11 protein-coding genes are annotated in these 13935 nt (G+C 64.4%); 7 read left to right on the top strand and 4 right to left on the bottom strand.

The features are described from left to right. Positions 1–150 precede the first annotated feature (150 nt). The gene (locus tag AC0L3P_RS11655) at positions 151–2244 is read right to left on the bottom strand and encodes a methyl-accepting chemotaxis protein (protein ID WP_473301940.1); all 2094 of its coding nucleotides are present in this window, start codon (positions 2242–2244) and stop codon (positions 151–153) included. A 272-nt stretch (positions 2245–2516) separates the two neighbouring features. Between AC0L3P_RS11655 and AC0L3P_RS11650 the strand changes: the two genes are divergently transcribed. After that, the gene (locus AC0L3P_RS11650) at positions 2517–2672 is read left to right on the top strand and encodes a Thivi_2564 family membrane protein (RefSeq protein ID WP_007599832.1); all 156 of its coding nucleotides are present in this window, start codon (positions 2517–2519) and stop codon (positions 2670–2672) included. Between the two features lie 68 nt (positions 2673–2740). Here the strand turns inward: AC0L3P_RS11650 and AC0L3P_RS11645 are convergent, their stop codons facing one another. The 3 genes from AC0L3P_RS11645 to cysD all read right to left on the bottom strand — a co-directional run bounded on the left by AC0L3P_RS11645 (position 2741) and on the right by cysD (position 7930). Further along, positions 2741–4906 (bottom strand): malate synthase G, encoded by a 2166-nt coding sequence (locus tag AC0L3P_RS11645; protein ID WP_354063016.1) that lies wholly within the window; start codon positions 4904–4906, stop codon positions 2741–2743. Between the two features lie 293 nt (positions 4907–5199). After that, positions 5200–7116, bottom strand: a complete 1917-nt coding sequence (cysC, locus tag AC0L3P_RS11640) for an adenylyl-sulfate kinase (RefSeq protein ID WP_473301938.1) — start codon at positions 7114–7116, stop codon at positions 5200–5202. 19 nt (positions 7117–7135) lie between these two features. Further along, entirely contained in the window at positions 7136–7930 is a 795-nt protein-coding gene (gene cysD, locus AC0L3P_RS11635) for a sulfate adenylyltransferase subunit CysD (RefSeq protein ID WP_473302086.1), read from the bottom strand. Positions 7931–8175: 245 nt separating this feature from the next. Between cysD and cysG the strand changes: the two genes are divergently transcribed. The 6 genes from cysG (at position 8176) to AC0L3P_RS11605 (ending at position 13930) form a co-directional block, all read left to right on the top strand. Continuing rightward, complete coding sequence (gene cysG, locus AC0L3P_RS11630) at positions 8176–9600, top strand: siroheme synthase CysG (RefSeq protein ID WP_473301937.1); 1425 nt, start codon at positions 8176–8178, stop codon at positions 9598–9600. After that, positions 9597–9914 (top strand): DUF2849 domain-containing protein, encoded by a 318-nt coding sequence (locus AC0L3P_RS11625; protein ID WP_354209469.1) that lies wholly within the window; start codon positions 9597–9599, stop codon positions 9912–9914. The genes cysG and AC0L3P_RS11625 overlap by 4 nt, the downstream gene beginning before the upstream one ends. 11 nt (positions 9915–9925) lie before the next feature. Further along, a complete protein-coding gene (locus tag AC0L3P_RS11620; protein ID WP_354209468.1) occupies positions 9926–11581 on the top strand; it encodes a nitrite/sulfite reductase in 1656 nt (551 codons plus the stop codon). Beyond that, positions 11568–12083: a DUF934 domain-containing protein gene (locus AC0L3P_RS11615; protein ID WP_354209466.1), complete on the top strand. Its 516-nt coding sequence runs from the start codon at positions 11568–11570 to the stop codon at positions 12081–12083. Before AC0L3P_RS11620 ends, AC0L3P_RS11615 begins: the two co-directional genes overlap by 14 nt. Next, positions 12080–12808, top strand: coding sequence for a phosphoadenylyl-sulfate reductase (locus tag AC0L3P_RS11610; RefSeq protein ID WP_354209464.1), 729 nt, complete (start codon positions 12080–12082; stop codon positions 12806–12808). Before AC0L3P_RS11615 ends, AC0L3P_RS11610 begins: the two co-directional genes overlap by 4 nt. 108 nt (positions 12809–12916) lie before the next feature. Continuing rightward, positions 12917–13930, top strand: a complete 1014-nt coding sequence (locus AC0L3P_RS11605) for a sulfate ABC transporter substrate-binding protein (protein ID WP_473301936.1) — start codon at positions 12917–12919, stop codon at positions 13928–13930. Positions 13931–13935: the final 5 nt, after the last annotated feature.

Genomic DNA, 13935 nt, shown 5'->3' with positions numbered 1-13935 from the left:
TTTTTTTTTATTCCCCCCCCGTGCCTTTTGGGGGGCCCAAATATCCCCCCACTGGGGGGGTGGGGGTTTTTCTCCCCCCCCCCCCCCCCCCCCTCCCCCCCCCCCCCCCCACACCGAGGATGTGGGCGCGGCTCTCTTTAACGGCCCATTCTACGCCGCGCGGATCTTGCCGAGGAAGTCGCTGACCTCATGGCCGAGCTGGCGGCTCTGGCTCTCCAGCATCTCGGAGGCGTGCTTTACGTTGTCGGCGGCGGCGGCAGCAGCGTCAGCATCGGATTTGACGCCGGTGATGTTGTCCGAGACGTTCTTGGTGCCCTGCGCCGCAAACTGGGTGCTGCGGGTGATCTCTTGCGTGGCCGCCCCCTGCTCCTGCACGGCGGCGGCGATTGCGGTCGCGACCTCGTTAACTTCGCCGATGATGCCGCCGATGGTCTGGATCGCGCTGATGGCGTCGCCCGCGACCTTCTGGATGTCGGCGATCTGCTCGGAGATCTCCTCGGTCGCCTTGGCCGTCTGGCTCGCCAGCGACTTCACCTCGGAGGCGACCACGGCAAAGCCGCGCCCGGCTTCGCCGGCGCGGGCCGCCTCGATCGTGGCGTTGAGCGCGAGCAAATTGGTCTGCTGCGCAATGGTGTTGATCAGGCCGACGACCTCGCCGATGCGGCCGGCCGACTTCTGAAGTCCCTGCACCGTGCCGTCGGTGTCCCGCGCCTGGGTCACGGCGCGGCTGGCGATGCCCGCGGCATGCGCGGCCTGCTGGCTGATGTCGTTGATCGAGGCGCTGAGCTCTTCGGCTGCGGCGGCGACGCTGTCGACGCTCATGGAGGCGTCATTGGAGGCCTTGCCCGCGACCTGCACGCGGTCGTTGGTCTGCCGCGACACCGCGGAGAGATCGCCCGAGGTCTTGCGCATTTCGCCGGAGGCTTCGCTCAATTCGCCGAGCGTCTTGCGCACCGCCCCCTCGAACTCGCCGACATAGGTCTCGACCGCGCGTTGGCGCGCGGAGGCGCCCGCATGGCGTTCGCGCTCCTGCGCCTCGATCTTGAGCTTCTCGTTGGCCTGCTGCTTGAAGGTCTCCAGCGCGCCGGCAAGCGCGCCTATCTCATCGTTGCGATCGAGATAGCCGCTATCGACGGCAAGGTCGCCGCCGGCGACCTTCAGCATAGCATCCCGGATGGTGTTGAGCGGAGTGATGACGCGGCGATTGACCAGCATGATCGCGCCGACGGCAAGCCCCACGGCGAGCGCCAGCAGCGTCAGCTGCACGATCAGTGCGCGCTCTGCGGCGCCGCGCTGCTCCTGCGTATGGATCTTGGCAGCATCGAGCGCGCCTTCCGCAACTGCGACCGCACTCGCCATGCGGCCGACCGTGAGCGGGCTCCATTGGTTCGCCGTCATCTCTGGCTTCTCACCCTTGACCAGCGCGTCCGCGAGACGGTCGCGCAAGGCCAGATATTGCGGCTCGAAATAGGAGGTCTTGGCGGAGGCCATCGCGGAAGCGAGCCCCGCCGGCAACTGCATGCCGGACGTCGACAACTCCAGCGCCTTCCACATCGCGCTCGTGCCGCCGACATGTTGGGTATAAGCGTAGCGGCCTTCCGGCGTGATCTTGCCGGCGGCCAGTCCGGTCGAGACGATCAGCGACGCCTCGCCCGCGGTGTTGCGGAGCAGCCAGGCGTTCTGCTTGATCGACAGGAGCTGGTCGATCGCGGCGTCCAGGTGATTGACGGTGGCGGCTAAGGTGTTCGAGAGCTTGTCGAGCGTGTCGAGCAGGCCCTGCGTCGTCTCCATGTATTCCTTGGGCAGGCTGGCGCGGCGCTGGTCCTTCGGCTTGGCGACATCCTCCCAGAACTGCTTCTGCTCTTCGGTCAGCAATTTGAACAGACGCGCGAGCTCCGGTACCAGAGTGCCCGACTGCGGGAAGTCCATACTGGGCAGCAGCTGGAGCGCGCGCGCCATGGCGGGCATTTGGGCATCGCGCAGGGCGCGCAGATATTTCTCGATTTCGCCGTCCATCGGATCGGTCGCGTTCAGGAGACGGACCGTGGTCGAGCGGTCGGTGCGTAGATTGTGCATCGCCTTGAACAGATCGGCGGACGTGTCGGCGATCTGCGAAATGCGGTTGGCGGTCTTCAGGCGATCCCAGGACTCGTAGGCGGTGAGCGAGAGTGCGATCACCACGCAGATCGATGTGATCGCGATCACCGCCTTCAGCAGCGCGGATACGGTCAGACGATTCAGCATCGAAGTCCCCCAATTCCCATTACAAAGTTCGTGAAGTCGCCCCCGGCAACATCGGAAAAAAGGGGCACGCAAGACCAGGCAATCGCATGCCGTTTGTGGCTCAGGGCCCAAACGGTGACTGCATCTGAAAGGAAAAGGGTAAAGTTTTAGGCAGGCCGACTGACGGTAGAAGTACGGAATTACTAGAAGTTGCAGAGGGTTGCCTCAATGGAACCGGCGCGGGAGTTGTGCGTTAAGAAGCGTCAGCAACTGGCCTAATGGGGGTCCTAACAATGTTGGTCGGCGTCCTCGTCACCTTTCTCGTCGTCATTCTCGTACTTTACCTCATCAACATGCTGCCGATGGACGGCCGCGCCAAGCAGATCGCGCGCGTTGTCGTCATCATCATCGGCATCGTCTCGCTGCTGAAATATCTGGCAGTGTTCTAGCCGCGCTACTGCTCCAACAAAAAAGCCCCGGCGCGAGCCGGGGCTTCTGGTGCTCGCTTATTAGGGGCCTACCCCGCCGCCTTGGCCTCGCGGCGGCGAGCGGTGAGGATGTATTCGGTGTAGCCGTTGGGCTGCTCGCGTCCTTTAAAGATGAGGTCGCTAGCCGCCTTGAAGGCTGTGCCGTCGAAGGTGGGCGCCATCGGCTTGTAGATGGGATCGCCCGCATTCTGCTTGTCGACGACGACCGCCATGCGCTTGAGCGATTCCATTACCTGGGCTTCGGTGATGACGCCCTGGTGCAGCCAGTTGGCGAGGTGCTGGCTGGAAATGCGCAGGGTGGCACGGTCTTCCATCAGGCCGACGTCGTGAATGTCAGGCACCTTGGAGCAGCCGACGCCCTGGTCGATCCAGCGCACGACATAGCCCAGGATGCCCTGGCAGTTGTTGTCGATCTCCTGCTTGACGTCATCGGGCGCCCAGTTCGACTTCGACACCGGGATGGTCAGGATGTCCTCGAGCTTTGCGCGCGGCCCGGCCTTTGCGAGCTCCTGCTGGCGCGCGGTGACGTTGACCTGGTGATAGTGCAGCGCGTGTAGCGTCGCCGCGGTCGGCGAGGGCACCCAGGCGGTGGTGGCACCGGCCTGCGGATGGGCGAGCTTCTGCGTAAGCATGTCCGCCATCTTGTCGGGAGCCGCCCACATGCCCTTGCCGATCTGGGCATGGCCCGGCAGGCCACAGATCAGGCCCATATCGACGTTCCAGTCCTCATAGGACTTGATCCAGGCCTGCGCCTTCATCTCGTTCTTGCGGATCATCGGCCCCGCCTCCATCGAGGTGTGGATCTCGTCGCCGGTGCGGTCGAGGAAGCCGGTGTTGATGAACATAATGCGCTTGGAGGCGCGCTGGATGCAGGCCTTGAGGTTGACGGTGGTGCGCCGCTCCTCATCCATGATGCCGACCTTGAGCGTGTTCTCGGGCAGCGACAGCATCTTCTCGACGCGATCGAAGATCTCGCAGGTCAGCGACACCTCGTCGGGGCCGTGCATCTTCGGCTTGACGATATAGGCCGAGCCGGTGCGGCTGTTCTTGACCCTGGAGTTGCCCTTCAAGTCATGGACGGCGAGAAGCCCGGAGACGGCGGCGTCGAGCAAGCCTTCCGGAATCTCCTCGCCCTTGTCGTCCAGCACCGCGTCGGTGAACATGTGGTGACCGCAATTGCGCATCAGGAGCAGGCTGCGGCCGTGCAGCTTGACCTCGCCTTTGCCGTCAGGCGTCTTGTAGCTGCGGTCGGCATTGAGCGAGCGCGTCAGCGTCTTGCCGCCCTTCTCGAAATCGGCCGACAGCGTGCCGTTCATCAGGCCGAGCGTGTTGCGATAGACCAGCACCTTGTCCTCGGCATCGACCGCCGCGACCGAGTCTTCCATGTCGAGAATGGTTGAGACCGCGGACTCCATGACCATGTCCGCGACGCCGGCCGGATCGTCCTTGCCGATCGCGCTGCTGCGGTCGATCTTCACCTCGACATGCAGGCCGTTGTTGGCGAGCAGCACCGCGCTCGGTGCGGCTGCGTCGCCCTGGAAGCCCGCGAATTGCGCGGCGTTCTTCAGCGCGGTGGCGTTGCCGCTCTTCAGCTTCACCGCGAGCTGGCCTGCGACCACGCTGTAGGCGGTGACGTCGGTGTGACTGCCGGTCGCCAGCGGCACGGCGGCATCGAGGAACGCTTTCGCTTTTGCGATCACCTTGTCGCCGCGCGCCTTGTTGTAGCCCTTGCCGCTCTCGGATGGATCGTGCGGGATCGCGTCGGTGCCGTAGAAGGCGTCATAGAGCGAGCCCCAGCGCGCATTCGCTGCGTTGAGTGCGTAGCGCGCATTGGTCAGGGGCACGACGAGCTGCGGACCGCAGATCTTGCCGATCTCCTCGTCCACGTTGGCGGTCTCGACCTTCTGCGTCGCCGGCTCCGGCACGAGATAGCCGATCTCCTTCAGGAACGCGGTATAGGCGTTGAGGTCGAACGCCTTGCCCTTGTTGGCGCGGTGCCAGTCGTCAATCTTGGCCTGCAGCGTGTCGCGCTCCGCCAGCAGCGCGCGGTTCTTCGGCCCCAGCTCCTTGATGATGGCGGCAAGCCCGGCCCAGAACGCATCCGGCGCGATTCCCGTCTTCGGGGCCGCTTCCTTGGCGATGAAATCGAACAGGACGGGAGCGATCTTCAATCCGTGGGCGTCGACGCGTTTCATGATGGGCTTTCTTGTTGGAAATGGCGGTTTTTGGCTGCTTTTGACCCGACAGCAGCAAAATGCGCTCCAAGGAGCGGCTTTCGGGGTCTTATTAGCCCCAAAATCGGGGCCGTGAGAAGGCCCCCCAAAAGTTGTCAAAATGTCAAGGCGGGGTGGGGGCGCACGCACGGTGTCATTCCCCGCGAAGGCCGCGAATCCAGTACGCCGCGGCCTCTCGGCTGAATCACTGCTGTCGGTGGAATACTGGGTCGCCCGGTCAAGCCGGGCGACGACAGCGGGGCAGCAGCCCGGCTTCAAATATTCGCGGCGAGGTCCACGACTTCGTCGAACAGCACGCCGGTCGTCTTGAGCATCTGTTCGATCTCGTCCGCCGCCTCGGCGACCGACCGCGTCGAGGTGTCGATCACGAGCTCGGCGGCCTCAGGCCGCTCGTAGTCGTTGCCGATACCGGTGAACGACGCGAGCGCGCCGACGCGGGCCTTCTTGTAGTGGCCCTTGGGATCTCGCTCCTCGCAGATTCCGGCCGGTGTCGCGACGTGAATCTCGCGAAACGAAGTGTCGGCGATGCGGCGCGCGGTGGCACGATCCTCGCGGGCGGGCGAGACGGCGGCGACAATGGCGATGTGGCCGTTGCGGGCGAGATGTGTCGCCACTTCGGCGAGACGGCGGATGTTCTCGCTGCGATCGGCGGCGGAGAAGCCGAGGTCGCTGTTGAGGCCGGCGCGCAGCGTATCGCCGTCGAGCAGGATCGGCGAGCCGCCATTGCTGAACAGCCGCCGCTCCAGCGCCTTGGCCAGCGTCGACTTGCCGGAGGCGGGGAGGCCGGTGAGCCAGACCACGGCGCCGTTGTGACGATAGCGCGCGGAGCGTTCGTCGGGCCGCAGCGCGGATTCCACCGGCACGATGTCGACGGGCAGGGCGCGCTGGCCGGCATCGACCGACAGCACCAGACCGCCGCCGGCGATACGCCCGGACACCTCGATCACGAGCCGGCCGGTGCGCGGATTTTCCGTGTAGGGGTCGGTGGCAATCGGATTCGAAAGGGAAATGTCGATCTGGCCGACATGATTGCGGCCGATTGCCTTGTTCTCGACGCTCGACAACTCGCCGGGATCGACCGCCTTCTCGATGGCGACGACGGTGGCACGGCTTTCCTTCGGTCCGCAGCGAACCAGGAGCTGGTCGCCCTTGGCCAGCGGCTTGTCGTGCAGCCAGAAGATCCGCGCGCGCAGCCGCCGCGTCTCGCGCGGCGCGCTGTTCGTATGCGCTATGATATCGCCGCGTTCGAGGAACAGCTCGCGGTCGAGCGTGATGCCGACCGAGCGGCCCGCACCCTGTCGGCCTGCGACCGGCGTCACCGGCCAGCTCTCGACCGTCTTGATCCTGGCGATCTTGCCGGCCGGCATGATGACGATTTCGTCGCCGGCAACCAAGCTGCCGGATTCGATCCGGCCCGCAACGATGCGGCGATCGTCGAATTTGTAGATCGCCTGTACCGGCAGCCGCAGCGCCAGCGCTTCCAGCGGCCGTGCCGGCTCGAGCCTGTCAAGCGCTTCGACTACGGTGGGGCCCTTGTACCAGCCGATCCGATCGGTGCGCTCGGCGACGCCGTCGCCGTCGCGGGCGGAAATCGGGATCACGGCCGTGGGCTTCACACCGAGGCCTTGCAGATGTGCCGAGATCTCGTCGCTTATCTCCTTGAAGCGCTCGGCGGCGAAGTCGACGCGGTCCATCTTGTTGACGACGACCGCGACCTGCTTCACGCCGAGCAGATGCAGCAGATAGCCGTGCCGCCTTGTCTGGTCACGCACGCCTTCGAGCGCGTCGATGATCAGCACCGCGCCGTCGGCCTGCGAGGCGCCGGTGATCATGTTGCGCAGGAATTCAGCGTGGCCGGGCGCGTCGATCAGCACGATGTCGCGCGAATTTGTGCGGAAGCGGATCTGCGTGGTGTCGATGGTGATGCCCTGGTCGCGCTCGGTCTGCAGCGCGTCGAGCAGGAACGACCATTCGAACGGCATGCCGCGCCGCGCGCTGACGGCTTTGAGCATCTCGAGCTTGCCGTCGGGCAGGCTGCCGGTCTCGTGCAGCAGGCGGCCGACCAAGGTCGACTTGCCATGGTCGACATGGCCGACGATGACGATGCGGACCTGCGGTCGCGTCGTGCCGTTCGGGGTGGCGGGCGAAGCGGGGGTGACGATCATGTTCATATCGCGCTCGCGTCCTTGATCAGAGGTAGCCGGCCACGCGCAGGCGCTCGAAAGCGTCCTCGGTCTCGTGGTCGAGGGCGCGGCCGGAACGTTCCGGCACCTTGGTCTGCTCGAGTTCGATCAGGATCTCGTCGATAGTCGACGCGTTTGAGGCGACCGGATTGGTGATGTCCTGATCACCCAGCGAGCGATAGCGCTTGCCGCTTTGCGACAGATACAACGGGATGATCGGGATGTTCTCGCGCTTGGTGTAGGCCCAGATATCGGACTCGGTCCAATGCAGGATCGGATGGATGCGCAAATGCGCGCCCTGCGGCGGCGAGGCGTTGAAATGATCCCAGAACTCCGGCGGCTGGTCGCGCACGTCCCAATTGCCCTCCAAGCCGCGCGGCGAGAACACGCGCTCCTTGGCACGCGTCGCCTCCTCGTCGCGGCGGATGCCGGCAATCAGGCCGTCGAAACCGTATTTGGCGAGTGCCATCTTGAGGCCCTCGGTCTTGCGCGCGGCGGAACGTGCGGCGGGCGGCAGCGTTGGGTCGACGGCATCAATCGGCGGGCAAGGCTCGACACGTAGATCGAGATCCCATTCCTTGCCGTAGTGATCGCGGAAGCGATACATTTCCGGAAACTTCTTGCCGGTGTCGACATGGAGGGCCGGGAACGGCAGGCGGCCGAAGAAGGCCTTGCGCGCCAGCCAGATCATGACGTTGGAGTCCTTGCCGAGCGACCACAGCAGGGCGATCTTCTTGAGGCGGCCAAAGGCTTCGCGGAAGATGTAGATGCTCTGGGCCTCGAGCTGGTCGAGATGGTCCATGCTCGGGGCAAGGTCAGCAGAAAATTCTTGCGTGCGCGCGCGCTCGGCGGCGGCCGGGCTGCCCCAGCCGACAGCAGTGGAATTGTCCTTGAGAAGATGCATCTCTGCCACTTTGCGTTTGAAGGCGAAAATTCTATAGTTGCGGCGCAAGGGAGAAGAAAAAATTTTCTCTTTGCGCGCTCGAAACGACACATATATAGAAAATAATTCCAGTCAACCCCGGATCTGGGGGGAGCGAGTATCGTATGCGGTTCTTGCCGGTGTTCCTCGATCTCAAGGACGGTCCGGTGGTTCTCATCGGCGCGGGTGAGCTTCTGCGCGCCAAGCTGCGCGTGCTCGCAGCCGCCGGTGCGCGCATTCGCGTGCATGCGATCGACGGCAATCAGGACCTGGGTCTGGGCTCCGAGGACGCCGCGCGTATCGACGTCGCGGCCACCGATCCACTGACCGCCGATCTCTCGGGAATCATCGCCGTCGTTTGCGCCGGCGCAGGCGATGTCGGCGTGGCGATGTCGGTCCGCGCCAAGGCGCTCGGCCTGCCCGTCAACGTCATGGACGATCTCGAGCATTCGAGCTTCATCTTCCCGGCGATCGTCGATCGCGGCGATGTCGTGGTCGCCGTCGGCACCGGCGGCACGTCGCCGGTGGTGGCGCGGCGCGTGCGCGAAAAGATCGAGGCACTGCTGCCGGCGCGGATCGGCGAGTTGGCCGAGTTCATCGGCGGCTTCCGCAAATCCATCAACGAACGTATTGCCGAGTTTCCGCTGCGCCGCCGTTTCTGGGAGCGCGTCATCGACGGCCCGATCGGCGCATCCCTGCTTGCGGGCCGCAAGGGTGAGGCCGAAGCCGCCCTCAAGGCGATTTCCGATCCATCCGCGTTCGCGCGAGCCGACAAGCCGGAGGGCTCGGTCGCGCTGGTCGGCGCCGGTCCCGGCGATCCGGATTTGCTGACCATCAAGGCGCTGCGCGCGCTCCAGGATGCCGACATCGTCTTCCATGACGAGCTGGTCTCGCCTGAAATTCTCGACCGCATCCGCCGTGACACCAGCCGCGTGCCGGTCGGTCGCCGCGTCGGCAAGCCCGGCATCGGTCAGGACGCCATCAACAAGCGCATGATCGAGGCTGCGCAATCCGGCCAGCGCGTAGTGCGGCTGAAGGGCGGCGATCCTTTCGTGTTCGGCCGCGGCGGCGAAGAAGTCGAAGCGTTGCGTGCGGCCGGCGTTGCCTATTCGATCATTCCCGGCATCACTGCAGGCCTCGGCGGCGCCGCCGATTTCGAGGTGCCGCTTACCTATCGTCACGAAGCAACCCGCATCACCTTCCTCACCGCGCACAAGGCGCGCGACGCGGAAGTCGTGGACTGGTCGGCGCTGACCGACGCCAGGATGACCGTCGTGGTCTACATGGGCATGACGGCTGCGCCGGCCGTACGCGCCGGCCTCTTGGCCGCCGGCCGTTCGCCGGAGACGCCGGTCGGCGTGTTCGCCCGCGTCACGCGTCCCGATGCGCAAGGTGCGATCGGTACGCTGCGCGACCTGCCCGAACTGGTGCGACGGACAAATGGCGGCCCCGCCATTCTCATCATCGGCGATGTGGTCCGGCATGCCGGCTCGCTTCGCCGCCAAACCCCAAAGCAAATCATCTCTGACCTATTGGATGCAGCCGAATGACCTCCCCGCTTGAACAGAAGAAGATCAAAATCGCCGGTCCCTCGGTCGTGACCGCCAACCGCACCTGGGACGGCATCGTGGTTTACCGCACCGCCGCCAAGAGCTGGTCCGCGGAGCTGTCGGAAGCCGCGATCGTGCGCAACTCCGACGAGGCGAAAGCGTTGCTTGCGGAGTCCGTTGCCGATGACGTCGGCGCGATCGGTCCCTATATCGCGCCGGTACAGGTCGGTGCGGACGGCAGGATCGAACCCGGCAATCTGCGCGAACAGATCCGCCGCACCGGTGTGACCATCGGACAGCCGGTCCAGGTTTAAGGCATTCTCGCATGTACGCTTACGATGAAATCGACCGCACGCTCGTCAACGAGCGCGTCTCGGAATTCCGCGACCAGGTGAAGCGCCGCCTGTCCGGCGAGCTCACCGAGGACGAGTTCAAGATCCTGCGGCTGCAGAACGGCGTCTATCTGCAACTGCACGCCTACATGTTCCGGGTCGCGATCCCCTACGGGACGCTGGCGTCGAACCAGCTGCGCGCGCTCGCCCACGTCGCGCGCAAATACGACCGTGGCTACGGCCATTTCACGACGCGGCAGAACATCCAGTTCAACTGGATCAAGCTTGCCGAATTGCCGGACGCGCTGGCCGATCTTGCCGAAGTCGGCATCCATGCGATGCAGACCTCCGGCAACAACATGCGCAACGTCACTTCGGACCAGTGGGCCGGCGTGGCGCCCGGCGAGATCGAGGATCCCCGCATCTGGTCGGAGCTGATCCGCCAGCACACCACGCTGCATCCGGAATTCTCGTTCCTGCCGCGCAAGTTCAAGATCGCGATCACCGCGTCGGACCACGACCGCGCCGCGATCAAGATCCACGACATCGGGCTGAAGCTGATCAAGAACGAGAAGGGCGAGACCGGCTTCGAGGTGCTGGTCGGCGGCGGGCTCGGGCGCACGCCGTTCATCGGCAAGACCATCAAGCACTTCGTGCATGGCCGCGACATTCTCAGCTACATCGAGGCGATCCTACGGGTGTACAACCAGTACGGCCGCCGCGACAACATCTACAAGGCGCGCATCAAGATCCTGGTGCACGAGCTCGGCATCGAGAAGTTCTCGCGCGAAGTCGAGGAGGAGTGGCAGCACATCCGCAACTCCTCGCTCCAGATCGATGACGAGGTTGTCGAGGACATCCGTTCGCGCTTCAGCTATCCCGCCTACGAGAAGCTTCCGCACATGCCGGACGAACTGCGGCAGGCCGCGGCCGATCCCGATTTCGAGGCATGGCGCAAGAACTCGGTCGCCCCGCACAAGGTCCAGGGCTATTCCATCGTCACGATCTCGCTGAAGCCGATCGGCGCGCCTCCGGGCGATGCTACCGCCGAGCAGATGCATGCGCTCGCCGATCTCGCCGACAGATATTCGTTCGGTGAGATCCGCGTCGGACACGAGCAGAACCTCGCTTTGCCGCATGTCGCCAAGCGCGACCTGCCCGCGCTGTGGAAAGCGCTCGACAAGCTCGGGCTGGCAACGCCGAACGTCAATCTGATCACCGACATCATCGCCTGCCCGGGTCTCGACTATTGCTCGCTGGCCAATGCGCGCTCGATCCCGATCGCGCAGGAATTGACGCGGCGCTTCGCCAATCACGAGCTCGCCAATCTGATCGGCCGGTTGCACATCAACATCTCCGGCTGCATCAACGCCTGCGGCCATCATCATGTCGGCCACATCGGCATTCTCGGCGTCGAGAAGAACGGCGAGGAGGTCTACCAGATCACCATCGGCGGTCGCGCCGACGAGAGTGCCGCACTCGGCAATCTGATCGGCCCCGGCGTCAAGTTCGACGAGGTCGCCGACGTCGTCGAGGACATCGTGGAAGCCTATCTGGCGCTACGCGAGCGGCCTGAAGAGCTGTTCATGGACACCGTAAAGCGCCTCGGCGTCGAACCTTTCAAGGAGCGCGTTTATGCCACTCGTTAACGGCGGAAAGATCGCCGACGACGGCTTCGTCAAGCTCGCGGTCGACACGCCGCTGCCCGAGGGCGGCGACATCCTGGTGCCGGCGGAGCGCTTCGTCGGCGACGCCGACGCGTTGCTCAGGCGGACCGGCAAGGTCGGTGTGATCTGGCCGAACAATCGCGACATCGCCGAGCTGGTGCCGTACCTCGGCAAGATCGCGGTCGTCGCGCTGGTGTTCCCGACCTTCCGCGACGGACGTGCCTACAGCCAGGCGCGGCTGCTGCGCGAACGCTACAATTACCGCGGCGAATTGCGTGCGACGGGCCAGATCCTGCGGGACCAGTTCGTGTTCATGCTGCGCGCGGGCTTCGATTCCTTCGACGTCAAGAAGCAGGCTGACGCCGAAGCCTTCATGCAGACCGCGAAGCGCTACTCGGTATTCTACCAGCCCACCGGTGACGGCCGCATCACGGCGCTGCACCGGCGCATGCAACTGCGTCATTCCGAGGGTGTCGGCACGTGAACGTAGTCGCGCCTCAGGCTTCGACGTCCGTCACTGCGCTGCCTTCGGCGGAGGAGCTCGATCGCGCCTTGCGCGATGCCTCGCCCGCCGAAATCATCGCCGCTGCGCTGAAGACGGTCGGGCGCGACAAGCTCGCGCTGGTGTCGTCCTTCGGCACGGAATCGGCGACGCTGCTGAAGGTCATGGCCGATGTCGATCCGGCCATCCCGGTAATCTTCCTCGACACCGGCTGGCTGTTCGAGGAGACGCTGGCCTATCGCGACACGCTGATCGCGACGCTGGGCCTGAAGGACGTCCGCTCGATCAAGCCCGCCGAGGAGACGCTGTCGCGCGAAGATCCCGAACGCGACCTCTGGTTCTCCGATCCCGACGCCTGCTGCCGTATCCGAAAGGTCGAGCCGTTGGCGCGGGCGCTGAAACCGTTCGACGCTTGGCTCAACGGCCGCAAGCGCTTCCAGGGCAACTCGCGCGCCGACATCCCGGTGGTCGAGGACGATGGTGCGCGGTTGAAGTTCAATCCCTTTGCCAATGTTTCGCGCGAGGAACTCGAGGCGATCTTCGCCCGCGCCAAATTGCCGCGTCATCCTCTGATTGCGTCGGGATTCCTGTCGGTCGGGTGTATGCCTTGCACGAGCAGAACGGCCGAAGGTGAGGATGAGCGTGCCGGTCGCTGGCGCGGCCGGGCCAAGACGGAATGCGGCATCCACACGATGAAGACTTCGTAGCAAAGTTACGCTGCCCGGCTACGAACAAGAAAATCCGGTTCCGTTGACTTAAGCGCGTTTCGCCCCGAGTTATGCCTGCCATCGATGACGCCGCCGTCATTGATGTGAATGGAGATGGACATGATGCGTCGTATCGTTCCGCTCGCGGCAGGACTGCTCGTGACAGGCTTGTTGGCAAGCTCGGCTCTCGCCGCTGACATCAATCTGCTGAACGTATCGTACGATCCGACGCGCGAGCTCTATGTCGAGTTCAACAAGGCGTTCGCGAATTCCTACCAGAAGGAAACCGGCAAGAGCGTCGAGATCAAGCAGTCGCATGGCGGCAGCGGTTCGCAGGCGCGCGCCGTGATCGACGGATTGCAGGCCGATGTGGTGACGCTCGCGCTCGCCTACGACATCGACGCCATCGCGGGCAAAGGCCTCACGACGGCTGACTGGCAGAAGCGGTTGCCGCAAAATTCGTCGCCCTATACCTCGACCATCGTGTTTCTGGTCCGCAAGGGCAATCCGAAGGGCATCAAGGACTGGGGCGATCTGCTCAAGTCGGGCGTCGCCGTGATCACGCCGAACCCGAAGACGTCAGGCGGCGCGCGCTGGAATTATCTGGCGGCCTGGGGCTTTGCGCAGAAGAAGTACGGTTCGGCCGATAAGGCCAAGGACTTCATCGGCAAATTGTATCAGCAGGTGCCGGTGCTCGACACCGGTGCGCGCGGCGCGACCGTGACCTTCGTCGAGCGCGGCGTTGGCGACGTGCTGCTCGCCTGGGAGAACGAGGCGTACCTCGCGCTCAAGGAATTCGGTCCGGAAAAATTCGAGATCGTGGCGCCGCCGCTCTCGATCCTGGCCGAGCCGCCGGTGACGATCGTCGACAAGGTTGCCGATAAAAAAGGCACGCGCAACGCCGCCGACGCCTACCTGCAATATTGGTATACCAAGGAAGGTCAGGAAATCGCGGCGCGCAACTTCTATCGTCCGCGCGATCCCGAGATCGCTAAAAAACACGAAAGCTCCTTCGCGAAGGTCGAGCTGTTCACGATCGACGAACTTTTCGGCGGCTGGACCAAGGCGCAGAGGGAACATTTTGCCGACGGCGGCGTCTTCGATCAGATCTACAAGAACTGATCGGG

The sequence above is a fragment of the Bradyrhizobium sp. WSM4874 genome (genome assembly GCF_055811835.1).
This window is presented reverse-complemented; position numbering and strand designations above follow the sequence as displayed.

Excerpts from the sequence above, each read along its gene's own strand:
- cysG (WP_473301937.1), top strand. The coding sequence starts at position 8,176 with ATGCGGTTCTTGCCGGTGTTCCTCGATCTCAAGGACGGTCCGGTGGTT.
- AC0L3P_RS11655 (WP_473301940.1), bottom strand. The coding sequence starts at position 2,244 with ATGCTGAATCGTCTGACCGTATCCGCGCTGCTGAAGGCGGTGATCGCG.
- cysC (WP_473301938.1), bottom strand. The coding sequence starts at position 7,116 with ATGAACATGATCGTCACCCCCGCTTCGCCCGCCACCCCGAACGGCACG.
- AC0L3P_RS11625 (WP_354209469.1), top strand. The coding sequence starts at position 9,597 with ATGACCTCCCCGCTTGAACAGAAGAAGATCAAAATCGCCGGTCCCTCG.
- cysD (WP_473302086.1), bottom strand. The coding sequence starts at position 7,930 with ATGGACCATCTCGACCAGCTCGAGGCCCAGAGCATCTACATCTTCCGC.
- AC0L3P_RS11605 (WP_473301936.1), top strand. The coding sequence starts at position 12,917 with ATGGAGATGGACATGATGCGTCGTATCGTTCCGCTCGCGGCAGGACTG.
- AC0L3P_RS11620 (WP_354209468.1), top strand. The coding sequence starts at position 9,926 with ATGTACGCTTACGATGAAATCGACCGCACGCTCGTCAACGAGCGCGTC.
- AC0L3P_RS11615 (WP_354209466.1), top strand. The coding sequence starts at position 11,568 with ATGCCACTCGTTAACGGCGGAAAGATCGCCGACGACGGCTTCGTCAAG.
- AC0L3P_RS11650 (WP_007599832.1), top strand. The coding sequence starts at position 2,517 with ATGTTGGTCGGCGTCCTCGTCACCTTTCTCGTCGTCATTCTCGTACTT.
- AC0L3P_RS11645 (WP_354063016.1), bottom strand. The coding sequence starts at position 4,906 with ATGAAACGCGTCGACGCCCACGGATTGAAGATCGCTCCCGTCCTGTTC.